We start from the raw sequence: 21,679 nt of genomic DNA, 5'->3' as shown, positions 1-21,679 counted from the left end.
AACAAAACCCTTTGGAGAAGCCCGATGGCTCACCACGCACGCTGGACGATGTCGCAAGTCACTGAATTATTCAACAAACCTTTCCTGGAGCTCATGTTTGAAGCGCAGCAGGTGCATCGTCAGCACTTCGATCCCCGCCATGTTCAGGTCAGCACGCTGCTGTCGATCAAGACTGGTGCCTGTCCTGAAGACTGCAAATATTGCCCGCAGAGCGCGCGCTATAAAACCGGTCTGGAGTCAGAACGCCTGATGGAAGTGGAGCAGGTGCTCGACTCCGCGCGCAAGGCGAAAAACGCCGGCTCAACCCGCTTCTGCATGGGGGCGGCGTGGAAGAACCCGCACGACCGCGACATGCCGTATCTGGAGCAGATGGTGAAGGGCGTGAAGGAGATGGGCCTCGAAGCCTGTATGACGCTCGGCACGCTGAACGAGGAGCAGGCGCAGCGCCTCTCGGCGGCGGGGCTGGATTACTACAATCACAACCTCGATACCTCGCCGGAGTTTTACGGCAACATCATCACCACGCGCACTTACCAGGAGCGTCTGGACACGCTGGACAAAGTCCGTGACGCGGGTATCAAGGTCTGCTCCGGCGGCATCGTCGGCCTTGGTGAAACGGTGAAAGACCGCGCGGGCCTGCTGCTGCAGCTGGCGAACCTGCCAACCCCGCCGGAAAGCGTGCCGATCAACATGCTGGTGAAGGTAAAAGGTACGCCGCTGGCGGACAACGACGACGTGGACGCGTTTGACTTTATCCGCACCATCGCGGTGGCGCGTATCATGATGCCGACCTCTTTCGTACGCCTCTCCGCCGGTCGCGAGCAGATGAACGAGCAGACCCAGGCGATGTGCTTTATGGCCGGAGCCAACTCCATCTTCTACGGCTGCAAGCTGCTGACCACGCCGAACCCGGAAGAGGACAAAGACGTTCAGCTGTTCCGCAAGCTGGGGCTGAACCCGCACCAGACCGAGGTGCTGACGGGCGATAACGAGCAACAGCAGCAGCTGGAGCAGCAGATTTTCAACGCCGACACCGACCAGTTCTATAACGCGGCAGCCGTATGACCTGGCAGTCACGGATTAATGCCGCGCTGGAAGAACGCCGGGCGGCAGAGGCGTTTCGCGTACGCATGGTGGTGGAAAAAGGCGCAGGCCGTTTTCTGACCCGCGAGGGACGGCAGTTTTGTAATTTCTCAAGCAACGATTATCTCGGCCTGAGCCAGCATCCGGCCATCGTCCGCGCCTGGCAACAGGGCGCGGAGCGGTTTGGCGTGGGCAGCGGCGGCTCGGGGCACGTCAGCGGCTACACCACGGCGCATCATACGCTGGAGGAAGCGCTGGCCGACTGGCTGGGCTACCCGCGTGCGCTGCTGTTTATCTCCGGCTTTGCCGCCAACCAGGCGGTTATCGCGGCCCTGATGGGAAAAGAGGACCGCATTGTCGCTGACCGCTTAAGCCACGCCTCGCTGCTGGAGGCGGCAAACTTAAGTCCGGCGCAGCTGCGCCGCTTTGCCCATAACGATGCGGAGCAGCTCGCTACGCTGCTGGGCAAACCCTGCGAGGGGCAGCAGCTGGCGGTCACCGAAGGCGTGTTCAGCATGGACGGCGACAGCGCGCCGCTTGCCGCGCTGCACGAGGCCGCAAAGCGGCAAAACGCCTGGCTGCTGGTGGACGATGCCCACGGCACTGGCGTAATGGGTGACGAAGGTCGCGGCAGCGCGCATCAGCAAAACGTGAAGCCGGAGCTACTGATTGTCACCTTCGGCAAAGGGTTTGGCGTCAGCGGCGCCGCCGTGCTGTGCAGCGAGTCCGTCGCCGACTATCTGCTGCAGTTTGCCCGACACTTGATCTACAGCACCAGCATGCCCCCGGCGCAGGCCGTGGCGCTGTCTGCGTCGCTGGCGGTGATCCGCAGCGCAGAAGGGGATGAACGTCGCCAGCGGCTGGCAGAGCACATCTCCCGCTTCCGCCAGGGGTTAGCGGCGCTGCCCTTCCACAGTCCCGATTCGCAGAGCGCCATCCAGCCGGTGATTGTCGGCGAAAACGGCCGCGCGCTGGCGCTGGCACAGGCGCTGCGCGAGCGCGGCATGTGGGTGACGGCCATTCGCCCGCCAACCGTCCCGCCGGGCACCGCGCGGCTGCGCTTAACCCTGACGGCGGCGCATGAGGCGCAGGATATCCAGACGCTGCTGGAGGTGCTTCATGATGCAGGTGAATAAGCAGGCCGTTGCGGCGGCGTTTGGCCGGGCCGCGCGGAGCTATTCGCAGCACGATGAACTGCAGCGCCAGAGCGCGCAGGGGCTTCTGGCCGCGCTTGGCGAGAACCGCTTCCCGCGGGTGCTGGACGCCGGATGCGGCCCCGGCAGCAACAGCCGCTACTGGCGTGATGCGTGGAGCGAGGTGACGGCCATCGACCTGTCGCCCGCCATGCTGAACGAAGCGCGCCAGCAGCAGGTAGCGCATCACTACCTGGTGGCGGATATCGAGGCGATCCCGCTGGCGGACGCGCAGTTCGATCTGGTCTGGAGCCATCTGGCGGTGCAGTGGTGCAGCAGCCTGCCGCAGGCGTTACGCGAGCTTTATCGCGTCGCACGACCGGGCGGAAAGGTGGCCTTTACCACCTTGCTGGAAAGTTCGCTGCCGGAGCTGAATCAGGCGTGGAAAGCGGTGGATGAGCAGCCGCACGCTAACCGTTTCTTATCGCATGAGCAGGTGACGCAGGCGCTGGCAGGCTGGCGCTGTCGCAGCACGGTGCAGACCATCACCCTCAACTTCGACGATGCGTTCAGCGCCATGCGCTCGCTGAAGGGCATCGGCGCCACGCACCTGCACGCCGGGCGGGAGAAAAAACCGCTGACTCGGGGGCAACTGCAACGCCTGGATCTGGCGTGGCCGCAGGTGCGGGGCAGCTTCCCGCTCACTTATCAACTTTTTCATGGGATTATCGAACGTGACTGAACGTTATTTTGTTACCGGCACGGATACGGAAGTGGGCAAAACGGTTGCCAGCGCTGCGCTGTTGCAGGCGGCACGACTGCTCGGAAAAAATACTGCCGGATATAAGCCCGTCGCCTCCGGCAGCGAGATGACGGCGGAAGGGTTACGCAACACCGACGCGCTGGCGCTCCAGCGTAACAGCACGCGTGAACTCGCCTATTCAGCGGTGAATCCATACACCTTTGCCGAGCCGACCTCGCCGCACATTATCAGCGCTGACGAAGGCCGTCCGATTGATTTCGCCGTGCTGTCTGCCGGGTTACGGACGCTGGAAAGCCAGGCCGACTGGGTGCTGGTGGAAGGTGCGGGCGGCTGGTTTACGCCGCTTTCGGATGCGCAGACGTTTGCTGACTGGGTGCAGGCCGAGCAGATTCCGGTGATTCTGGTCGTCGGCGTAAAGCTGGGCTGCATCAATCACGCCATGCTGACGGCGCAGGCCGTTCAGCAGGCAGGGCTGACGCTGGCAGGCTGGATAGCCAACGACGTGGTTGCGCCGGGCAAGCGGCATCAGGAGTATCTGGCGACCCTGAAGCGCGTGCTCCCGGCACCGTTCCTCGGGGAAATCCCCTGGATTGCCGGTGATGCTGAGCAGGCTGAAACCGGGCGCTATCTCGACCTCAGCGCCTTGCTTCCCGTGACATCCAGTGGGCAATAAGCTCATCGTTCAGCTCGCTAACGTGGCCCTGCGCCACGTTACGCCCGCGATAAAGCATGCAGAAACGGTCCGCGACCCGGCGGATAAACGATAGCTGCTGCTCCGCTAACAGCACCGTCATGCCTAATTCCCGGCTTAAGCGCACCAGCAGCTGCGCCAGCTTCTGGGCAAAGCTGTGTCCCGCGCCGTGCATGGGCTCATCCAGAATCAGCATCCTCGGGCGGTTGACCAGTGCATTCGCCAGCGCCAGCTGATACTGGTCGTCTGGCGAAAGGGCGTTTCCTCGCGTCTGACGTCGCGCGTACAGTTCCGGGAACAGATCGTACACGTCGCTTTTCGCTGCCGGGTCGGGTTTCCCCACCGCCCGCATGGCAATATGCAGATTCTCCTCAATCGTCAGCTGAGAAAAAATACGCCTGTCCTGCGGGACATATCCAATCCCCGGCCCTGAGCGCTGTTCTGGCATCTGGCTGAGCAAATCGCGCGGCGGTGCGCCCGCTTCATGCCAGATAATCGTGCCGCTTTCGACGGGGACGTTTCCGGTAATGCAGTTCATCAGGGTGGTCTTGCCCATCCCCGGCAGGCCAACGACGCCTGTACACATGCCCTGCGGAAAATCCAAATCCACGTTCCATAGCGTATGTTGGCTTCCGTAAAACTGATTCACTGCACGCAGACTCAACATCTTTTTCTCCTTAAAAATGCGTAGGGGTAAGACCTGTTTCGATACTGCAAAACGCCTGCCAGAAACCGTAAGTTGATTAAAAAAACGACTTTTTTAGGAATAAACCGCAGGAGAGCAGGGTAAAAACGCGTGGGCTGCACATCGGCGGTGCCGGGAATGTTGAGTCGTGGTGCAGGACGAAAAATGGCGGAAATGTGAGCAGGATCGCATCGGTTGGTTATGAATGACGCAACTGTTTATCGTCAAAAAATAGCTATAAAAATTTTTTGTTGCCGCTTCGTGGGAAAATCCGGGAATTTGCTGAGCGGCAGTCCATACGGGCTGGAAGCAGTTATCCACTATTCCTGTGGATAACCATGTGCATGAGAGTTAGAAAACACGCGATAAGCGAGAGAAGACGCGGCTTTCGCCCAAATTGGCGCGAAACGCGGCTTTAGAAAATATCTTTTATAATTTAATTGCTTAGATAAAAGCAATTACCGTCATGAAAGTGTCACCCGTTGCCACAAAACTACCATTACCTGGCTTGACAAATGTTAAAAAAGAAAAAGTTCTGGGGATAACCCAACCTGGCTGGTTTTTTATCTCGTCAGAGCCCAAATTTTGTACGCTAACGCGCTAATCACACCGCCGCTATGCTAAATATCCTGACACGCTACTGGTTTTTCATCCAGTGTTTTTTACTGGCATTCCTGGCAACAAGGAGTAAAATTACTCACCTGCCGCTTAATAACGTCATCAGGTCGTCGCCCATGAGTAAACCGTTCAAACTGAATTCTGCTTTCCGTCCATCTGGCGATCAGCCTGAGGCGATCCGTCGTCTGGAAGAGGGGCTGGAAGACGGGCTGGCGCACCAGACGCTGCTGGGGGTAACCGGCTCGGGTAAAACGTTCACCATCGCTAACGTGATTGCGGACCTTCAGCGCCCCACAATGGTGCTTGCGCCCAATAAAACGCTCGCTGCCCAGCTTTACGGCGAGATGAAAGAGTTCTTCCCGGAAAACGCCGTAGAGTATTTCGTCTCCTACTACGATTACTACCAGCCGGAAGCCTATGTGCCGAGTTCTGATACCTTCATTGAGAAAGATGCCTCGGTGAACGAACACATCGAACAGATGCGACTGTCTGCGACCAAGGCGCTGCTTGAGCGTCGCGATGTGGTTGTGGTTGCGTCTGTTTCCGCGATTTACGGTCTGGGTGACCCGGATCTCTACCTGAAGATGATGCTGCACCTGACGCAGGGGATGATCATCGACCAGCGCGCCATTTTGCGCCGTCTGGCCGAGCTGCAGTACACCCGTAACGACCAGGCGTTCCAGCGCGGTACCTTCCGCGTACGCGGTGAGGTGATCGACATCTTCCCGGCGGAATCGGACGATATGGCGCTGCGCGTTGAGCTGTTTGACGAAGAGGTTGAACGCCTGTCGCTCTTCGACCCGCTGACCGGACACGTTGAGTCGGTGATCCAGCGTTTTACCATCTACCCGAAAACGCACTACGTGACGCCACGCGAGCGTATCGTACAGGCGATGGAAGAGATCAAAGAGGAGCTTGCAGAGCGCCGTAAGGTGCTTCTGGCCAACAATAAGCTGCTGGAAGAGCAGCGCCTGAGCCAGCGCACCCAGTTCGATCTGGAGATGATGAACGAGCTGGGCTACTGCTCGGGTATCGAAAACTACTCGCGATTCCTCTCCGGGCGCGGGCCGGGCGAGCCGCCGCCGACGCTGTTTGATTACCTTCCGGCAGACGGTTTGCTGGTGATCGACGAATCCCACGTTACGATCCCGCAGATCGGCGGGATGTACCGCGGTGACCGGGCACGTAAAGAGACGCTGGTGGAGTATGGCTTCCGCCTGCCGTCAGCGCTGGATAACCGTCCGATGAAGTTTGAAGAGTTTGAGGCGCTGGCACCGCAAACTATCTACGTCTCGGCCACGCCGGGCAACTACGAGCTGGAGAAATCTGGCGATGAGGTCGTTGACCAGGTGGTCCGTCCGACCGGGCTGCTGGACCCGATTATTGAGGTGCGCCCGGTGGCGACCCAGGTGGACGATCTGCTCTCGGAAATTCGCGCCCGTTCCGCCATCAACGAGCGCGTGCTGGTGACGACGCTCACCAAGCGCATGGCGGAAGACCTGACTGAGTATCTGGAAGAACACGGTGAGAAGGTGCGCTATCTGCACTCGGATATCGACACCGTGGAGCGTATGGAGATTATCCGCGATCTGCGTCTGGGCGAATTTGACGTGCTGGTGGGGATCAACCTGCTGCGAGAAGGTCTGGATATGCCGGAAGTCTCGCTGGTGGCGATTCTGGACGCCGATAAAGAGGGCTTCCTGCGTTCTGAGCGCTCCTTGATCCAGACCATTGGTCGCGCCGCGCGTAACGTCAACGGTAAAGCGATTCTGTACGGTGATAAAATCACCCCGTCGATGGCGAAAGCGATTGGCGAAACGGAGCGCCGCCGCGAGAAACAGCAGCGCTACAACGAAGAGCACGGCATCACGCCGCAGGGGCTGAACAAGAAGGTGGTGGATATCCTGGCGCTGGGTCAGAACATTGCGAAGACCAAAGCGAAAGGTCGCGGCAAGGCGCGTTCAGTGGTGGAAGAAGATACTGTCGTACTCACGCCGAAAGCGCTGCAGCAGAAAATCCACGAGCTGGAAGGACAGATGATGCAGCACGCCCAGAACCTGGAGTTCGAAGAGGCGGCGCAGATCCGCGACCAGCTGCATCAGCTGCGGGATCTGTTTATTGCGGCATCGTGAATAAGCGTTGTTTTCTCCCTCTCCCCGTGGGCTGAGGAATCCCCAGTAATTTTTAGACAGAAGCAATAAGGTTGTTTCAGAACGAGTTAAGGCTTTCAGCGATGCCCAGGTCCGGCTGTAAATCGCCGAAGCGTTTCCGTAAGGCCGGGGCGAGGCGCAGGGATGCGCCGAGAGGGCGTGGCCTGCAGGGATGCAGGCTCATGCCCGACCCGATAGCCTGAAGGAATAAGCTGAGGGTACCGCGAAGCGGCGATTTACCGCCGGGAGCCCGGGTCGCCAGGGCGGTGGCGATTGAGCCGCCCTGGCACGTTCACCGGTCATGTCCTCACAGAGTAGCAAGGAACGTGAAGTGAACGGAATGACCACCAGAGCCGTATGTTCCCCCTCACCCCGCCCTCTCCCTCAAGCGAGAGGGGGTCGTCCGTGCTGGCATTATTTTGTGGGGAACCCTCAGCCCAGTGGGTGAGGGCATCAGGCCGCACCAAACGAACCTAACCCAGTGCCTGAATCGCTTTCTCCAGCGCCTCGCGCAACAGATGGCGGTCGTGTCGATACTTGATGTCTGAGGCCTCCAGCGGCTCCTGCACCACCAGACGATCACCAATCCCTGACACATCCACTTTTGGGCCCACGACGACGCCGTCAATGATTTTCTTGCCGACGTAATGCTCCATCAAATTGAGTTTGTCCGCCAGCGACAGGCTCGCCGCCGCCGGGCTCAGCTCACGGCCCAGATTACCGATGTAAACCATTGGGGCAGGGGTGCGACGCAGCGCCTGCGCCAGCTCTTTCACCAGCAGGATTGGTATCAGGCTGGTGTAAAAACTGCCTGGACCGATCAGGATAAGATCCGCTTCCCCGATGGCTTCCACCGCTTCTCGCGTGGCCGGCACGCTCGGGTAGGTCATCAGCTCTTTTGGTGGCAGCAGAAGCTGGTCGATGTTCACTTCGCCGTATACTTCGTGATCGTCGGCATCAATCGCCATCAAATCCACCGGCTGTTCAGACATCGGGATCAGAAACGCATCCACTTTCAGCAGGTTTCGAATTAAATTGATGGCTTCAAGCGGCCGCACGCTAAGGTGATCCAGCGCTTTAAGCATTAAATTTCCCAGGTTATGCCCGGAAAGCTCGCCATTGCCGCCAAAACGGTACTCAAACATCGCTGACGCGACGCTCGGCTCTGTAATAAGCTGGTTCAGACAGTTGCGCATATCACCCCAGGCTATCCCGCCTTCGGCGCGTCGGATCCTCCCGGTTGAGCCACCGTTATCGGTGGTGGTCACTATCCCTGTCAGCCGTGAGCCGAGTGACGACAAAGAGGACATAACACGGCCCAGACCGTGGCCTCCGCCAAGAGCGACCACTCGGTCAAGATCCGCAAAAGTGCGACTGCGCATACGTATTCCTTATCACCATCAATCGCATAACAGTAACCTAACTACCCCTAAAAGACGATGCCCCACCCAATGCAAAATGACGTATATCAATGCGAAAGTGCGGTTTTTAGGTATTCTGTAGCGAAAATGCAGGACTGAGTCGCTATATACATAATTATATAGCGAAAGGCGATGATGGCGAAGTGAGAATTTCCGCGCTACTATCGCCATAACCACGTTTTCGAAATTGAAAACATACACTCTAGCCCTGGCGCCTGTGTCGAACGATATGGCGCCCTGGCCGTGGCGAAAAGGCCACCAGGGTACAGAAAGAAATGACTGTGCCTCCCGATCTGGAAAGGTGTACATGGCTTCACAACTTACTGATGCTTTCGCGCGTAAGTTTTTTTACTTACGTCTGTCGATTACCGACGTGTGCAACTTCCGTTGCACCTACTGCCTGCCCGACGGCTACAAACCGGGTAGCGTTACCAATAACGGCTTTCTCTCCGTGGATGAAGTGCGCCGCGTCACGCGTGCGTTCTCTGAGCTCGGTACGGAAAAAGTCCGTCTGACCGGGGGCGAACCCTCCCTTCGCCGCGATTTCCCCGACATCATTGCCGCCGTGCGTGAAAACGAACGTATCCGCCAGATCGCGGTGACCACCAACGGTTACCGCATGGCACGTGACGTGGCGAACTGGCGCGACGCTGGCTTAACCGCTATCAACGTCAGCGTAGACAGCCTTGATGCCCGGCAGTTTCACGCCATTACCGGGCAGGACAAATTCCGCCAGGTCATGGACGGCATCGACGCGGCCTTTACCGCCGGGTTCGACAAGGTCAAAGTCAACACGGTGCTGATGCGCGACGTTAACCATCATCAGCTGGACACCTTTCTGGCGTGGATCAAGCCGCGCCCCATTCAACTGCGTTTTATCGAGCTGATGGAAACGGGCGAGGGCAGCGAGCTGTTTCGCCGTCATCACATCTCCGGCATGGTGCTGCGCGACGAGCTGCTGAAACGCGGCTGGATCCACCAGATCCGCCAGCGCAGCGACGGCCCGGCACAGGTCTTCTGTCACCCGGATTACGAAGGCGAGATTGGGCTTATCATGCCCTATGAGAAAGACTTCTGCGCCAGCTGTAATCGTCTTCGCGTCTCCTCCGTTGGCAAGCTTCATCTCTGCCTGTTCGGCGACGGCGGCGTCGATCTTCGCGATCTGCTGGCAGACGATGCCCAGCAGGACGCGCTTGAAGCGCGCATTTCTGAAGCGCTGACGCACAAAAAACAGACCCACTTCCTGCATCAGGGCAACACCGGCATTACTCAGAACCTGTCTTACATCGGCGGGTAATCAGGCTTAAGAAGGAATTAGAAGATGAGTCAGGTAAGCGCAGAATTTATCCCGACACGCATTGCTATCCTTACCGTTTCCGACCGTCGTGGCGAGGAAGATGATACTTCCGGCCACTGGCTGCGCGACGCGGCCCATGACGCGGGGCATAACATCGTCGATAAAGCGATCGTGAAGGAGAACCGCTACGCCATTCGCGCGCAGGTGTCGCAGTGGATTGCGAGTGATGAGGTGCAGGTGGTGCTGATCACCGGCGGCACCGGCTTTACCGCAGGCGATCAGGCCCCCGAAGCGCTTATCCCGCTGTTTGACCGCGAGGTGGAAGGCTTCGGCGAAGTGTTCCGCATGCTCTCGTTTGAAGAGATTGGTACCTCCACGCTCCAGTCGCGCGCCGTTGCCGGGGTAGCTAACAAAACCCTGATTTTCGCCATGCCGGGCTCGACCAAAGCCTGCCGCACCGCGTGGGAAAACATCATCGCCCCGCAGCTGGATGCCCGTACCCGTCCGTGTAATTTCCATCCCCATTTAAAGAAATAAGCTATGTCACAACTGACCCACATTAACGCCGCTGGCGAAGCGCATATGGTGGACGTCTCCGCCAAAGCGGAAACGGTGCGCGAGGCGCGCGCGGAAGCGTTCGTCACCATGCTTCCTGAAACGCTGTCGATGATTATCGACGGCAGCCACCACAAGGGCGACGTCTTTGCCACCGCGCGTATCGCCGGTATTCAGGCTGCAAAACGGACCTGGGATCTCATTCCGCTCTGCCACCCGCTGATGCTGAGCAAGGTGGAAGTGAACCTGCAGGCGCAGCCGGAGCATAACCGCGTACGCATTGAGTCCCTGTGCCGCTTAACCGGCAAAACCGGCGTGGAGATGGAAGCCCTGACGGCGGCCTCCGTCGCCGCGCTGACCATCTACGACATGTGCAAAGCGGTGCAGAAAGATATGGTGATTGGCCCGGTTCGCCTGCTGGCAAAAAGCGGCGGCAAATCCGGTGATTTTAAGGTGGACAGCCATGATTAAAGTGCTCTTTTTCGCCCAGGTGCGCGAGCTGGTCAATACCGACAGCCTGACGCTGGACGCGCCCTTCGAAAACGTCGCTGCCCTGCGCGCGCACCTGGCGGCACAAAGCGACCGCTGGGCGCTGGCGCTGGATGAAGGCAAGCTGCTGGCCGCCGTTAACCAGACGCTGGTGGAATTTACCCACCCGCTGGCTGAAGGGGATGAAGTGGCCTTCTTCCCGCCGGTCACAGGGGGGTAAGATGGCAGAAACCCGAATTCTGGTCGGCCCTGAGCGCTTTACCGTCGGTACAGAATATGACTGGCTGGCGGAACGCGATGAAGACGGTGCGGTCGTTACCTTCACCGGTAAAGTGCGTAACCACAATCTCGGCGACAGCGTAAAAGCGCTGACGCTGGAGCACTACCCGGGCATGACGGAAAAATCGCTGGCGGCAATTGTGGATGAGGCGCGAGGCCGCTGGCCGCTCGGTCGCGTCACGGTGATTCACCGCATCGGTGAGATGTGGCCTGGCGAAGAGATCGTTTTTGTTGGCGTCACCAGTGCGCACCGTGGCAGCGCGTTTGCGGCAGGGGAGTTCATTATGGATTTCCTCAAAACCAAAGCGCCGTTCTGGAAACGCGAAGCCACGCCGGAAGGCGACCGCTGGGTGGAATCACGCGACAGCGATAAACAGGCCGCCAGCCGTTGGTAGTCGGTTTACGTGGATGTGTTACTCTTAACGTGTGTGTTTACTTAATCTTAATCAGGAGTGAATCATGGACCGATTTCCGCGTTCCGATTCAATAGTACAGCAGACCCGTAGCGGCCTGCAGACGTATATGGCTCAGGTGTACGGCTGGATGACGGTCGGCCTGCTGCTGACGGCGTTCATCGCGTGGTATGCAGCAAACACGCCTGAACTGATGATGTTTATCTTCTCCAGCAAAATCACCTTCTTTGGGCTGATTATCGCGCAGCTGGCGCTGGTGTTTGTGCTCTCCGGGCTGGTGCACAAGCTCAGCGCGGGCATGGCGACCACGCTGTTTATGCTCTATTCGGCGCTGACCGGGCTGACGCTCTCCAGCATTTTCATCGTTTACACCTACTCCTCCATCGCCAGCACCTTTGTGGTGACCGGCGGGATGTTCGGTGTAATGAGCCTGTACGGTTACACCACCAAACGTGACCTGAGCGGCTTCGGCAACATGCTGTTTATGGGGCTGATAGGGATTGTGCTGGCGTCGCTGGTAAACCTGTGGCTCAAGAGCGACGCGCTGATGTGGGCCGTGACCTACATCGGGGTCGTGGTCTTCGTTGGCTTGACGGCCTATGACACCCAGAAGCTGAAAAACATCGGTGAGCAGATCGACGTGCGCGACAGTTCAAACCTGCGCAAATACTCGATTCTTGGCGCGCTGACGCTGTATCTGGACTTCATCAACCTGTTCCTGATGCTGCTGCGGATTTTCGGCAACCGTCGCTAAAGACACCCCCTCACCCTAACCCTCTCCCCTTTGGGGAGAGGGCCGGGGTGAGGGGGTGTTTATTTCGCCATCGCCTTCTCGTTCTTCGCCCTCAGCTTTTTCGCCCGACTCTCCAGCACCAGATAGCAGACCGTTGCCAGCGCCAGCGGCAGGAAATAATAGATCATGCGGTACGCCAGCAGAGCCGCGATAATCGTTCCCTGAGAGACATGCTCCCCCGCAAGCAGCGCGATAAACACCGCCTCCAGCACGCCGATCCCCGCCGGAATATGCACAATCACCCCAGCGATACTGCTCACCAGCAGCACGCCCAGCACGAAGAAGTAATTCACATCCTCGCCAATCAACAGCCAGATGATTGCCCCCATCGCCATCCAGTTGGCGCTGGATACCACCATCTGCAGCACCGCAAACTTCCAGGAAGGCAGCACCAGCTTTTGCCCTTTGAGGGTCATATGGCGACGCTTAGCAAAGGCGCAGGCCCACAGATACACGGCGATGATCAGCAGCAGCACAATGCCGAGAATGCGCAGCGTGGCCTCGTCGATATACCAGTGCGCGGGCAGCTGCACCACGCCGATGGTGAAAATCACCCCGCCGAGGAGAATATAGCCCAGCCAGTTGGTGGTGATGCTTAACGAGAAAATACGCGTGATGGTCCCGCCCGGCAGGCCGAGCCGCGAGTAGAGGCGATAGCGCATGCCGATGCCGCCCACCCAGGTGCTCAGCGTCAGGTTAAAGGCGTAGCAGATAAACGACACCAGCATCACCTGACGTTTAGCCAGCTTGTGGCCGCAGTAGGCGCGACCGAGCAGGTCATAGCAGCCGTACATCAGGTAGCTGATGATGACCAGCCCAACGGCGCCCAGCAGCACCAGCCGGTTATAGTTGCGGATAACCTTCCACACCTCTTCCCAGTCCACCTTCTGCGCGTAGACCACCAGCAGTACCGCGACCGCAATGAAGAACACCCAGGTGAGGATTTTTTTTGCCAGCCGCCAGCGAGGATGTGATTTCGACATCAGGGTTTGCCTCCATCTTCCGCTTCAACGCGGTCCTGGGTTTCCATTTCGGGTTGTACCGGCGGGTCCACCTGAGCAAGCTTTGGCGTATGCGCCGGCAGCCAGCCGACCATCGCCGGGAAGTGGCGCAGGAAGTGGAACACCACGACGCCGATGCCAACGTTCCACCAGCTCCGTTTCGGCACCATGGATTCATCCACGCGCACGCAGTCGTTAACGATCAACGCCTGCAGGTTATCCCGCAGGGTCTGATTAAACTGGCGATCGTGAATGATCAGGTTAGCTTCGAGATTGAGCGATAAGCTCAGCGGATCGAGGTTGCTGGAGCCCACGGTCGCCCAGTGGTCGTCCATCAGCGCGACTTTGCCGTGCAGCGGACGGCGGCGATATTCATAAATCTGCACGCCGCCCTTCACCAGGTAGTTATAGAGCAGGCGCGCCCCGACTTTGACAATCGGCATATCCGGCTCGCCCTGTACAATCAGCTTCACGCGTACGCCGCGACGGGCGGCATTACGCATGGCATGCAGCAGGCGATAGCCCGGGAAAAAGTAGGCATTGGCGATGATGACCTCGCGCTTCGCGTTGGCGAGCATCTTCAGGTAATGACGTTCAATGTCGTCCCGGTGCTCGCCGTTATCCCGCCAGACGAAGAGCGCCTGCGCTTCGCCGGGCATGCGGTTCTCTTCCGGACGATGGCGGCGTTTCCACCAGCGGCGTACGGCCTCTTTACCGGGCAGGTTTTCCAGCTCGAACAGCAAAATATCCTGAACCACTGGCCCTTCAATGCGAATGGCATAATCCTGCTTCGCCTCGGGACCGTAATCGGACATGTGCTCAGCGGAGTAGTTAATGCCGCCGACAAATGCCACCGTCTCATCCACCACCACAATTTTGCGGTGCATCCGGCGGAACAGGTTGGTACGCATGCCGAACAGGCGAGGGCCGGGATCGTAGTAGCGGAACACCACGCCTGCGGAGGTGAGTTCATTAACGAATTCATCGCTGAGATCCGGCGAGCCATAGCCATCCAGCAGGGCTTCGATTTTGACGCCGCGCCGGGCGGCGCGCAGCAGCACGCTGTGTAGCTGTTTGCCCACGTCGTCTTCGAACCAGATAAAGGTTTCGAGGATCACTTTCTGCTTAGCCTGGTCAATTGCCTTAAACACGGCCGGGTAGTACTCGTCGCCATTGACCAGCAGCGTGATCCGGTTGCCTTCCTGCCAGGTACATTTCATAGGTGGATCTCCGCGCTGAGCGGGGCATGGTCGGAAAGGTGTCGCCAGTTAAGAAGCGCCAGAGCGGTCGGGCTGCTGGCATGGGCGTTTTTTACGTAGATGCGGTCCAGTCGCAGCAGGGGGAAGCGCACCGGGAACGTTCGTGCAGGGCGACCGCGTGCGCGGGTGAAAATCTCCTCCAGCCCCGCATTTACCTTCAGAGGGTGGTTGGCGCGCTGCCGCCAGTCGTTAAAATCCCCGGCGACTACCACGGGTTCGCCTTCCGGCAACGCATTGGTCCAGTCTGCCAGCATCTGTAGCTGGGCCTGACGGTGGGCCTCGCGCAGGCCGAGATGCACGCAGCCCACGTGAATGGGAATATCGAGATCCGGCGGCGCGATACGGCAGTAAAGCAGCCCGCGTTTTTCGCTCTCCCCAACGGAGACGTCCCGGTTTTCGTAATGTTCAATGGGAAAACGTGACAGCACCGCATTACCGTGATGCCCCTCCGGATAGACCGCGTTGCGCCCGTAGGCGTAATCGCTCCACATGGTGTCGGCCAGAAATTCATAGTGCGGCGTATCGGGCCAGTTTTCGAAATGCATCGGATGGACCTCGTGCGCGCCCATGACCTCCTGCAGGCAGACAATATCCGCGCTGACGGTGCGAACGGCGTCGCGCAGCTCCGGTAAAATGAAGCGGCGATTAAATGCTGTGAAGCCTTTATGAATGTTTATCGTCAGCACTTTAAGCGAGAAATGCTGCATTTTTTTGGTCATAAGCTCCTTCCTGAGTGACTATCCCAATGAAAATAAAGTGTAGTAGGCGTCACAAAAAGATGCGGCGTTACGGAATTTTCCGTAAAGTGCGGTAGTCTGATTAAGCAGAGAAAAATCCTTCAGGAGAGAAGCCATGAAGTGGCAACAACGTGTTCGTGTCGCAACGGGTTTGAGTTGCTGGCAGATAATGTTGCATTTACTGGTCGTGGCCGTACTGGTGATGGGCTGGATGAGCGGCACGCTGGTGCGTGTTGGCTTAGGGCTATGCGTCCTCTATGGCGTCACCGTGCTGTCGATGCTGTTCTTGCAGCGCCACCATGAAGCGCGCTGGCGCGAGGTGGGTGATGTGCTCGAAGAGCTCACCACCACCTGGTACTTTGGTGCCGCGATGATTGTGCTGTGGCTGCTGTCACGCGTGCTGCAAAACAACCTGCTGCTGGCCCTCGCGGGTCTGGCAATCCTTGCAGGGCCAGCGGTGGTGTCGTTGCTCACCAAAGAGAAAAAGCTACGCAATGTTGCGTCTAAACATCGCGTACGCCACTGAGCCCGTCGTGGCCGCTATGACCAGTAGCGGCCACAAACTTCCCCAGACAATATCCAGACTCGCATCCTTCAGATAAATTTGCTTGGTGATATCCGTAAAGTGTCGAATCGGGTTTATCCAGGTTAAATCCTGCAGCCACACCGGCATGTTCTCGACGGGTGAAACGTACCCCGAGAGCAAAATTGCCGGCATCATAAAGACGAATACCCCGATAAACGCCTGCTGCTGTGTGGAGCAGAGCGCCGAAATCAGCAGTCCAAACCCCACCAGCGACAGCCCGTAAATCACCATCGTAAAGTAAAACAGCGCCAGCGAACCGGCGAACGGGATCTGGTAAGCAAATATCCCCACGCCGAGCACGATGGTGGCCTGGAATGTCGCGACGATCAGCGCCGGCACCGCTTTGCCGACGAAAATTTGCCAGGTGGCGAGCGGGGAAACCAGCAGCTGATCCAGCGTGCCCTGTTCGCGCTCGCGGGCCACGGACAGGGAAGTCACGATCATCACCCCAATGGTGGTGATCATGGCGATCAGCGACGGCACCACAAACCACTTGTAGTCCAGATTCGGGTTGTACCAGTTGCGCACCACCAGCTCGCTGTTATTGGGCTTGGGTTTCCCCTCCATCAATTCCTGCTGATAGTCCTTCACCACCTGCTGCAGATAGTTGGCCGCTATCTGGGCGCTGTTGGAGTTGCGTCCGTCGAGGATCAGCTGCATCGGCGCGGTCTGGAAGGTGTCCAGGTTACGGGAGAAATCCGCCGGGAAGCGCACCAGCAGCAGCGCTTTTTGTGTGTCAATAGTGGGCTGGATCGCCTGCGGGCTTTTCAGCAGCAGGATGTGGGTAAAGGCTTTCGCACGGGCAAAACGCTGCGTCAGCTCGACGGCGTGTTTGCCGTTGTCTTCGTTATAAATGGCAATGGTGGCGTTGGTCACCTCAAGCGTGGCGGCAAACGGGAACAGTAAAACCTGGATCAGCACCGGCAGCACCAGAATGGCGCGGGTTTGCGGCTCGCGCAGCAGGGATTGCAGCTCTTTGCGGATCAGTGTCCATAAACGGTGAAACATATGCGCTCCTTAATCCAGTCGCCGTTTGGTTTTCAACCACGTCAACCCGATAAACATCACCGCCGACGCCATCAAAAACAGAGTGTTGATAATCAGCACCACCGGAATATTCCCCGCCAGGAACAGGTTTTGCAGCGTGCTCACGAAGTAGCGCGCCGGAATGATGTAGGTCACGGCACGGATGACGGCGGGCATGCTGTCGATCTGGAAGATAAACCCGGAGAGCATAATCGACGGCAGAAAGGCAGCGTTGAGCGCCACCTGCGCGGCGTTAAACTGGTTGCGGGTGATGGTGGAAATTAGCAGCCCCATCCCCAGCGTGCTGAGTAAAAACAGGCTGGTGATCAAGAACAGCACCACCAGCGAGCCGCGGTACGGCACGCCGAGGATAAAGACGGCGACCAGCATGCAGAGCAGCATCGCCAGCATGCCGAGGAAGTAATAGGGGATGAGCTTGCACAGCAGCAGCTCGACGCGCGTCACCTCGGTGGAGAGCAGCGCCTCCATGGTACCGCGCTCCCACTCGCGGGCGATCACCAGCGAGGTCAGTATCGCGCCGATCACCGTCATAATGATGGTCACCGCGCCCGGTATAATAAAGTGCTGGCTGATGGCGGCGGGGTTAAACCAGTAGCGCGTCTGCACGTCGATCAGGGGTTCAAACGTCTCGCCCCGGTCTTCCGCGCGCTGCATCTGCCAGAGCTGCCAGATCCCCTCCGCGTAGCCCTGCACGAAGTTTGCGGTATTCGGCTCGCTGCCGTCGGTGATCACCTGGATCGGCGCATCGGTATTTGCCCGCGCCATATTGGCAGCGAAATCCACCGGAATGACGATCAGGCCGCGTATTTTCCCGGCCTGCATTTTCTGGATCAATTCCTGCCGGTTGTCGCTGATGGTAGCGTCAATGTAGGGCGAGCCGGTCATCGCATGGGTGAAGTCCAGCGCCTCTTCGCTCTGCTGTTCCAGCAGAATGCCGACCCGCAGTTTGCTGGAGTCGAGGTTAATGCCGTAGCCAAAGATAAACAGCAGCAGCAGGGGGATCACCACCGCAATCAGCCAGCTGCTGGGGTCGCGCACGATCTGCCGCGTCTCTTTAATGCACAGCGCGCGCACCCGGCGCCAGGAAAGGGCACTATTGTGCATGAGCATTCTCCTTATCCCAGTCGTGGATGAGGGTGATAAACGCCTGCTCCATGGTCGGGTCCGGAACCTCATCGTCGGCGGCCTGGTTTTTCAGGTCGTCCGGCGTGCCGTGGGCAATCAGCTTGCCGCGATACACCAGCCCGATGCGGTCGCAGTACTCCGCCTCATCCATGAAGTGGGTGGTCACCATCACGGTCACCCCTTTTTCCACCATGCTGTTAATATGCAGCCAGAACTCGCGGCGGGTAATGGGATCAACGCCAGAAGTGGGTTCATCCAGAAACAGAATATCGGGCTCGTGCATCAGCGAGCAGGCCAGCGCCAGCCGCTGCTTAAAGCCGAGCGGCAGCTCGTCGGTGGCGTGGGAGGCAATGCTGGTTAAGGCGAAGGCGTCGCTCATGCGGCGAATTTTCTCGCTCTGCGCCCGCCCGCGCAGGCCGTACACGCCGGAGAAAAAGCGCAGATTCTGCTCGACCGTCAGGTTGCCGTACAGCGAGAATTTCTGTGCCATATAGCCGAGATGCTGGCGCGCTTTGCCGGAGCTGACCTTCAGATCCATGTCCAGCACCAGCGCCTTGCCGGAGGTTGGCACCAGCAGGCCGCACATCATCTTAAAGGTGGTCGATTTTCCCGCACCGTTCGGCCCGAGCAGGCCAAATATCTCGCCGCGCTTCACGGCAAAATTCACGTTGTCGGTGGCGGCGAAATCTCCGAACTTTTTGGTCAGGGATTTGGCTTCGATCACCGTTTCGCCCGGCGTGCCTTCCACCGTGTGCAGGATTGCGCCAAGCGGTGACTCTGAGGTTCCCGCGCCGCCCAGCAGATCGATAAAGGCATCCTCAAAGCGCGGCGCGGTTTCCGTCATGTCGATCTCAGGCATCCCCGGCGCACGGCGGATATCGTCGACGGCGGCCTCTTTTTTGAGGATCACGCGCACCGAGCGGCCCTGAATCATCCCGTCGCTCACCTGCGGCAGCTTAAGCACCCGCTGGAGCAGCCTGCGGTTAGACTCCTGCGGACTGTGCAGCAGGAAGCTGCGCCCGGCCATGGTTTGCGTCAGCTCGGTCGGTTCGCCCTGATACAGCAGTTCGCCCTCGTTCATCAGCAGCACGTCCCGGCACTGCTCCGCTTCGTCGAGGTAGGAAGTGCTCCAGAGGATCAGCATCCCGTCGCCCGCCAGCTCGTGCACCATCTGCCACAGCTCGCGGCGGGAGATCGGGTCTACGCCGACGCCGGGTTCGTCCAGCAGCAGCACTTTCGGCTCGCCCACCAGCGTGCAGGCCAGCCCCAGCTTCTGCTTCATCCCGCCGGAAAGCTTGCCCGCCAGCCGGTCGGTGAACGGGCCGAGGGAGGTAAACTCCAGCAGACGCGCGAAGGTTTTCTGCCGCGTTTCGCCGGTGACGCTGCGCAGGTCGGCGTACAGGTTCAGGTTTTCCATCACCGTCAGATCTTCATACAGACCAAACTTCTGCGGCATATAGCCGAGCATGGCGTGAAGCGCGCCGTCGTCTTTTATCGGGTCAAGGCCAAGCACGCTGGCCGAGCCTTCATCCGGCTTCAGCAGACCCGCCAGCATTCGCATCAGCGTGGTTTTGCCCGCGCCGTCCGGGCCTACCAGCCCGGTCACGTAGCCTTTCTGGATGGTGCAGTTCAGCGGAGCGACCGCGGGCTTGTCCATTCCCTTAAAGCGTTTGACCAGATTGTTGAGCTGGATAACCGCGTCATTCATGTCGTTCCCCGTTGTCTACTTTTACGGTGACGGGCATGCCCTGACGCAGGGCGTCGTCCGCATCGGTGACGATGATGCGCAGGCGATACACCAGGTCAGTACGCAGATCCGGCGTTTCAACGGTTTTCGGCGTGAATTCGGCGGTAGGGGAGACAAAGCCCACTTTGCCGTGATACGGCTTGTCCGGGCGGCCGTCGGTATAGAGCAGCAGCTCGCGGCCCGGCTGCATCTGCCCGAGGTTCGGCTCGTCAATGTAGGCGCGCACCCAGACCGGACGGGTCAGAGAGAGCGTTAAGACAGTACTGCCCGCGCTGAGCATGCTGCCCGGCTCCACGGCGCGGGTCATCAGCGTGCCGTCAGACGGGGCGATTAAGGTGGTGTCGCGCAAATCCAGCTCCGCCTGAGCCCGCTGCGCCTGCGCCTGCTCAAGGCTGGCTTTCGCCTGAGCGATATCCTGCGCGCGGTTACCGGTGCGGTACTGACTTAATTTATCCTGCGCGGATTTTAGCGTCGCCTGCGCCTGGTCGCGGGACGAGCGCGCATTTTCCAGGTCGTTGGCGGAAATGGTGCGGCTCTTCCACAGCCCCTGCTGGCGGTTATAGAAGTTTTGCGCGTAGTCATAGGCGGCTTTCGCCTGCTTAACGGCGGCAGCGGCCTGGGCGATCTCTTCATCGCGGTAGCCTGCCAGCATCAGGTCATACTGCGCCTGCGCCACGGAAACGCCAGCTTTTGCCTGCATCAGGGCGTTCTCGTAGGGCGCTTTGTCCAGCATCCCCAGCGTCTGCCCGCGTTTAATGGCATCGCCTTCGTCAACGCTCAGCGAGGCGAGACGCCCGCCGACGCGGAAGCTCATATTCACGGTACGGATATCCACGTTGCCGTACAGCGTCAGGCCTTTATCCTGCTGGCTCTGATACCACAGCCAGCCACCGATTCCCGCGGCAAGCAATACAACAACCACCAGAACGATGGCGACAGGTTTTTTCATGACTTCAGGCTCCTTTGTGTTAAGCCCTGCAGGATCAGATCGAGATGACAGGTGATGACCTGGCTAATCTGCGCGGCTTTATCCTCATCGAATTGTGTCCAGCCCGTGCGTAACAGGATGGTCTCACGCCCCAGACGGAAGGCGAGAATTTCGCCCAGCAGGGCGTGGGTATGCAAAATGGTGTCGGTATCGCTGGCGTCCCGTCCGGTGTAGGCGGCAATCAGCCGGGTCAGATGGGTGTGCATCGGGGCAATCACCTGATCGTGTACCCGCTGATAAGCGGCTGTGGGGGAGAGCTGCTCGCGGGAGATAAACTTGCTCAGGTTAAGCGTATCGTCGTGCGTCAGCAGGCGGATCATATTGTCACAGGCACTGAGAATAAGTTGCCTGATAGCGGAACGATCCGGTGTCGGCTGGCTGAGCAGCGCGGTGGCTTCTTCAACGTGCGGGCGAAACTGCGTGCCGATAAAATCGGCAATCCACTCGGCGCAGGCGAGGTATAAATCCTCTTTTGAGCCAAAATAGTAGGTAATGGCCGCAATGTTTTGCCCGGCCTGGGCGGCGATATCCCGCGTAGTGGCGTGCAGGCCATACTCACCAAACTGCGCCAGCGCGGCGGTGATAAGCTGGCTTTTGGCCTGTTCACCTTTGGTTGTTGTGGGTGTCGTATTCATAGGGGCATTAAAAATTAATCAATCGATTGATTAAGATTATGCCTGATTCGCGCAAACGTCGAGGCATCACCGGGGATATTTTATGCGCCACGTCACAAAAGCTGCTACACTCCGCCCCTTCGCGACATTGTGGTTTTTGTCCTCTCAATTGTTATATCTCCCTGAAAACTACACCTGTGATGGT

At 58.7% G+C, this 21,679-nt stretch carries 22 protein-coding genes and 1 riboswitch; of the genes, 12 read left to right on the top strand and 10 right to left on the bottom strand.

Features of this window, described 5'->3' with window-relative positions; genetic code table 11:
* The first annotated feature begins 24 nt into the window (after positions 1–24).
* From bioB to bioD, 4 genes are read left to right on the top strand one after another with little or no spacing between them, the layout of a single operon-like run.
* Entirely contained in the window at positions 25–1,065 is a 1,041-nt protein-coding gene (gene bioB / locus D5066_RS03305; RefSeq protein WP_033144975.1) for a biotin synthase BioB, read from the top strand.
* Positions 1,062–2,219: an 8-amino-7-oxononanoate synthase gene (gene bioF / locus D5066_RS03300; protein ID WP_119915054.1), complete on the top strand. Its 1,158-nt coding sequence runs from the start codon at positions 1,062–1,064 to the stop codon at positions 2,217–2,219. Before bioB ends, bioF begins: the two co-directional genes overlap by 4 nt.
* Positions 2,203–2,958, top strand: coding sequence for a malonyl-ACP O-methyltransferase BioC (bioC, locus tag D5066_RS03295; protein WP_119915053.1), 756 nt, complete (start codon positions 2,203–2,205; stop codon positions 2,956–2,958). Before bioF ends, bioC begins: the two co-directional genes overlap by 17 nt.
* Positions 2,951–3,652, top strand: coding sequence for a dethiobiotin synthase (bioD, locus tag D5066_RS03290; RefSeq protein ID WP_167553795.1), 702 nt, complete (start codon positions 2,951–2,953; stop codon positions 3,650–3,652). Before bioC ends, bioD begins: the two co-directional genes overlap by 8 nt.
* Here bioD and D5066_RS03285 read toward each other — a convergent pair.
* Positions 3,615–4,337: an ABC transporter ATP-binding protein gene (locus D5066_RS03285; RefSeq protein WP_119915051.1), complete on the bottom strand. Its 723-nt coding sequence runs from the start codon at positions 4,335–4,337 to the stop codon at positions 3,615–3,617. The two genes, bioD and D5066_RS03285, sit on opposite strands and share 38 nt — an antisense overlap.
* Positions 4,338–5,089: 752 nt before the next feature.
* On the opposite strand from D5066_RS03285, the gene uvrB reads away from it, so the two are divergent.
* Positions 5,090–7,105 (top strand): excinuclease ABC subunit UvrB, encoded by a 2,016-nt coding sequence (gene uvrB / locus D5066_RS03280; protein ID WP_045352181.1) that lies wholly within the window; start codon positions 5,090–5,092, stop codon positions 7,103–7,105.
* A gap of 491 nt (positions 7,106–7,596) precedes the next feature.
* On the opposite strand, the gene yvcK is transcribed toward uvrB, so the two are convergent.
* Entirely contained in the window at positions 7,597–8,505 is a 909-nt protein-coding gene (gene yvcK, locus D5066_RS03275; protein WP_119915050.1) for a uridine diphosphate-N-acetylglucosamine-binding protein YvcK, read from the bottom strand.
* Positions 8,506–8,730: 225 nt separating this feature from the next.
* Positions 8,731–8,864: riboswitch (molybdenum cofactor riboswitch) on the top strand.
* Here yvcK and moaA point away from each other — a divergent pair.
* From moaA to D5066_RS03240, 6 genes are all read left to right on the top strand, one after another.
* Positions 8,852–9,841 (top strand): GTP 3',8-cyclase MoaA, encoded by a 990-nt coding sequence (gene moaA, locus D5066_RS03265; RefSeq protein WP_119915049.1) that lies wholly within the window; start codon positions 8,852–8,854, stop codon positions 9,839–9,841. It overlaps the preceding riboswitch by 13 nt.
* Before the next feature lie 24 nt (positions 9,842–9,865).
* Positions 9,866–10,378: a molybdenum cofactor biosynthesis protein B gene (moaB, locus tag D5066_RS03260; RefSeq protein WP_115874539.1), complete on the top strand. Its 513-nt coding sequence runs from the start codon at positions 9,866–9,868 to the stop codon at positions 10,376–10,378.
* Positions 10,379–10,381: 3 nt separating this feature from the next.
* Positions 10,382–10,867 (top strand): cyclic pyranopterin monophosphate synthase MoaC, encoded by a 486-nt coding sequence (moaC, locus tag D5066_RS03255; protein WP_039261389.1) that lies wholly within the window; start codon positions 10,382–10,384, stop codon positions 10,865–10,867.
* Positions 10,860–11,105: a molybdopterin synthase sulfur carrier subunit gene (moaD, locus tag D5066_RS03250; protein WP_119915048.1), complete on the top strand. Its 246-nt coding sequence runs from the start codon at positions 10,860–10,862 to the stop codon at positions 11,103–11,105. Before moaC ends, moaD begins: the two co-directional genes overlap by 8 nt.
* A gap of 1 nt (position 11,106) precedes the next feature.
* Positions 11,107–11,559, top strand: coding sequence for a molybdopterin synthase catalytic subunit MoaE (gene moaE / locus D5066_RS03245; RefSeq protein ID WP_119915047.1), 453 nt, complete (start codon positions 11,107–11,109; stop codon positions 11,557–11,559).
* A 64-nt stretch (positions 11,560–11,623) separates the two neighbouring features.
* On the top strand, positions 11,624–12,331 hold the full coding sequence (locus D5066_RS03240; protein ID WP_119915046.1) for a Bax inhibitor-1/YccA family protein: 708 nt from the start codon (positions 11,624–11,626) through the stop codon (positions 12,329–12,331).
* 59 nt (positions 12,332–12,390) lie between these two features.
* On the opposite strand, the gene D5066_RS03235 is transcribed toward D5066_RS03240, so the two are convergent.
* Genes D5066_RS03235 through D5066_RS03225 form a run of 3 tightly spaced genes read right to left on the bottom strand, consistent with a single transcriptional unit; the run spans position 12,391 to position 15,349 of the window.
* Entirely contained in the window at positions 12,391–13,353 is a 963-nt protein-coding gene (locus tag D5066_RS03235) for a lysylphosphatidylglycerol synthase domain-containing protein (RefSeq protein ID WP_119915045.1), read from the bottom strand.
* A complete protein-coding gene (gene clsB / locus D5066_RS03230) occupies positions 13,353–14,591 on the bottom strand; it encodes a cardiolipin synthase ClsB (protein ID WP_119915044.1) in 1,239 nt (412 codons plus the stop codon). Before clsB ends, D5066_RS03235 begins: the two co-directional genes overlap by 1 nt.
* Positions 14,588–15,349: an endonuclease/exonuclease/phosphatase family protein gene (locus D5066_RS03225; RefSeq protein WP_119915043.1), complete on the bottom strand. Its 762-nt coding sequence runs from the start codon at positions 15,347–15,349 to the stop codon at positions 14,588–14,590. The genes clsB and D5066_RS03225 overlap by 4 nt, the downstream gene beginning before the upstream one ends.
* A 133-nt stretch (positions 15,350–15,482) precedes the next feature.
* On the opposite strand from D5066_RS03225, the gene D5066_RS03220 reads away from it, so the two are divergent.
* Positions 15,483–15,893 carry a YbhQ family protein gene (locus D5066_RS03220; protein WP_014883088.1) on the top strand — a complete coding sequence of 137 codons (411 nt, stop codon included), beginning with the start codon at positions 15,483–15,485 and terminating at the stop codon, positions 15,891–15,893.
* Here the strand turns inward: D5066_RS03220 and D5066_RS03215 are convergent.
* Genes D5066_RS03215 through cecR form a run of 5 tightly spaced genes read right to left on the bottom strand, consistent with a single transcriptional unit; the run spans position 15,855 to position 21,495 of the window.
* On the bottom strand, positions 15,855–16,961 hold the full coding sequence (locus D5066_RS03215) for an ABC transporter permease (RefSeq protein WP_080327829.1): 1,107 nt from the start codon (positions 16,959–16,961) through the stop codon (positions 15,855–15,857). The genes D5066_RS03220 and D5066_RS03215 overlap by 39 nt on opposite strands.
* A gap of 9 nt (positions 16,962–16,970) precedes the next feature.
* Positions 16,971–18,104: an ABC transporter permease gene (locus D5066_RS03210; protein WP_119915042.1), complete on the bottom strand. Its 1,134-nt coding sequence runs from the start codon at positions 18,102–18,104 to the stop codon at positions 16,971–16,973.
* Positions 18,094–19,833, bottom strand: coding sequence for an ATP-binding cassette domain-containing protein (locus tag D5066_RS03205; RefSeq protein ID WP_119915041.1), 1,740 nt, complete (start codon positions 19,831–19,833; stop codon positions 18,094–18,096). The genes D5066_RS03210 and D5066_RS03205 overlap by 11 nt, the downstream gene beginning before the upstream one ends.
* Positions 19,826–20,821, bottom strand: a complete 996-nt coding sequence (gene hlyD, locus D5066_RS03200) for a secretion protein HlyD (RefSeq protein ID WP_080327826.1) — start codon at positions 20,819–20,821, stop codon at positions 19,826–19,828. Before hlyD ends, D5066_RS03205 begins: the two co-directional genes overlap by 8 nt.
* Positions 20,818–21,495 carry a transcriptional regulator CecR gene (cecR, locus tag D5066_RS03195; protein WP_119915040.1) on the bottom strand — a complete coding sequence of 226 codons (678 nt, stop codon included), beginning with the start codon at positions 21,493–21,495 and terminating at the stop codon, positions 20,818–20,820. The genes hlyD and cecR overlap by 4 nt, the downstream gene beginning before the upstream one ends.
* Between the last annotated feature and the right edge of the window lie 184 nt (positions 21,496–21,679).

This window comes from Enterobacter chuandaensis (assembly GCF_003594915.1).
GTDB classification, from domain to species: Bacteria; Pseudomonadota; Gammaproteobacteria; order Enterobacterales; family Enterobacteriaceae; genus Enterobacter; species Enterobacter chuandaensis.
Note: the sequence above shows the minus strand (reverse complement) of the source record. Positions and strands in the feature narration are given on the sequence as shown.

What these genes read in the sequence shown, in the direction of transcription:
- moaB (WP_115874539.1), top strand. Translation starts at nt 9,866, where the DNA reads ATGAGTCAGGTAAGCGCAGAATTTATCCCGACACGCATTGCTATCCTT.
- D5066_RS03225 (WP_119915043.1), bottom strand. Translation starts at nt 15,349, where the DNA reads ATGACCAAAAAAATGCAGCATTTCTCGCTTAAAGTGCTGACGATAAAC.
- D5066_RS03205 (WP_119915041.1), bottom strand. Translation starts at nt 19,833, where the DNA reads ATGAATGACGCGGTTATCCAGCTCAACAATCTGGTCAAACGCTTTAAG.
- D5066_RS03220 (WP_014883088.1), top strand. Translation starts at nt 15,483, where the DNA reads ATGAAGTGGCAACAACGTGTTCGTGTCGCAACGGGTTTGAGTTGCTGG.
- D5066_RS03240 (WP_119915046.1), top strand. Translation starts at nt 11,624, where the DNA reads ATGGACCGATTTCCGCGTTCCGATTCAATAGTACAGCAGACCCGTAGC.
- bioB (WP_033144975.1), top strand. Translation starts at nt 25, where the DNA reads ATGGCTCACCACGCACGCTGGACGATGTCGCAAGTCACTGAATTATTC.
- D5066_RS03285 (WP_119915051.1), bottom strand. Translation starts at nt 4,337, where the DNA reads ATGTTGAGTCTGCGTGCAGTGAATCAGTTTTACGGAAGCCAACATACG.
- moaA (WP_119915049.1), top strand. Translation starts at nt 8,852, where the DNA reads ATGGCTTCACAACTTACTGATGCTTTCGCGCGTAAGTTTTTTTACTTA.
- bioC (WP_119915053.1), top strand. Translation starts at nt 2,203, where the DNA reads ATGATGCAGGTGAATAAGCAGGCCGTTGCGGCGGCGTTTGGCCGGGCC.
- moaC (WP_039261389.1), top strand. Translation starts at nt 10,382, where the DNA reads ATGTCACAACTGACCCACATTAACGCCGCTGGCGAAGCGCATATGGTG.
- hlyD (WP_080327826.1), bottom strand. Translation starts at nt 20,821, where the DNA reads ATGAAAAAACCTGTCGCCATCGTTCTGGTGGTTGTTGTATTGCTTGCC.
- bioF (WP_119915054.1), top strand. Translation starts at nt 1,062, where the DNA reads ATGACCTGGCAGTCACGGATTAATGCCGCGCTGGAAGAACGCCGGGCG.
- D5066_RS03210 (WP_119915042.1), bottom strand. Translation starts at nt 18,104, where the DNA reads ATGCACAATAGTGCCCTTTCCTGGCGCCGGGTGCGCGCGCTGTGCATT.
- uvrB (WP_045352181.1), top strand. Translation starts at nt 5,090, where the DNA reads ATGAGTAAACCGTTCAAACTGAATTCTGCTTTCCGTCCATCTGGCGAT.
- D5066_RS03235 (WP_119915045.1), bottom strand. Translation starts at nt 13,353, where the DNA reads ATGTCGAAATCACATCCTCGCTGGCGGCTGGCAAAAAAAATCCTCACC.
- yvcK (WP_119915050.1), bottom strand. Translation starts at nt 8,505, where the DNA reads ATGCGCAGTCGCACTTTTGCGGATCTTGACCGAGTGGTCGCTCTTGGC.
- clsB (WP_119915044.1), bottom strand. Translation starts at nt 14,591, where the DNA reads ATGAAATGTACCTGGCAGGAAGGCAACCGGATCACGCTGCTGGTCAAT.
- cecR (WP_119915040.1), bottom strand. Translation starts at nt 21,495, where the DNA reads ATGAATACGACACCCACAACAACCAAAGGTGAACAGGCCAAAAGCCAG.
- moaD (WP_119915048.1), top strand. Translation starts at nt 10,860, where the DNA reads ATGATTAAAGTGCTCTTTTTCGCCCAGGTGCGCGAGCTGGTCAATACC.
- moaE (WP_119915047.1), top strand. Translation starts at nt 11,107, where the DNA reads ATGGCAGAAACCCGAATTCTGGTCGGCCCTGAGCGCTTTACCGTCGGT.
- D5066_RS03215 (WP_080327829.1), bottom strand. Translation starts at nt 16,961, where the DNA reads ATGTTTCACCGTTTATGGACACTGATCCGCAAAGAGCTGCAATCCCTG.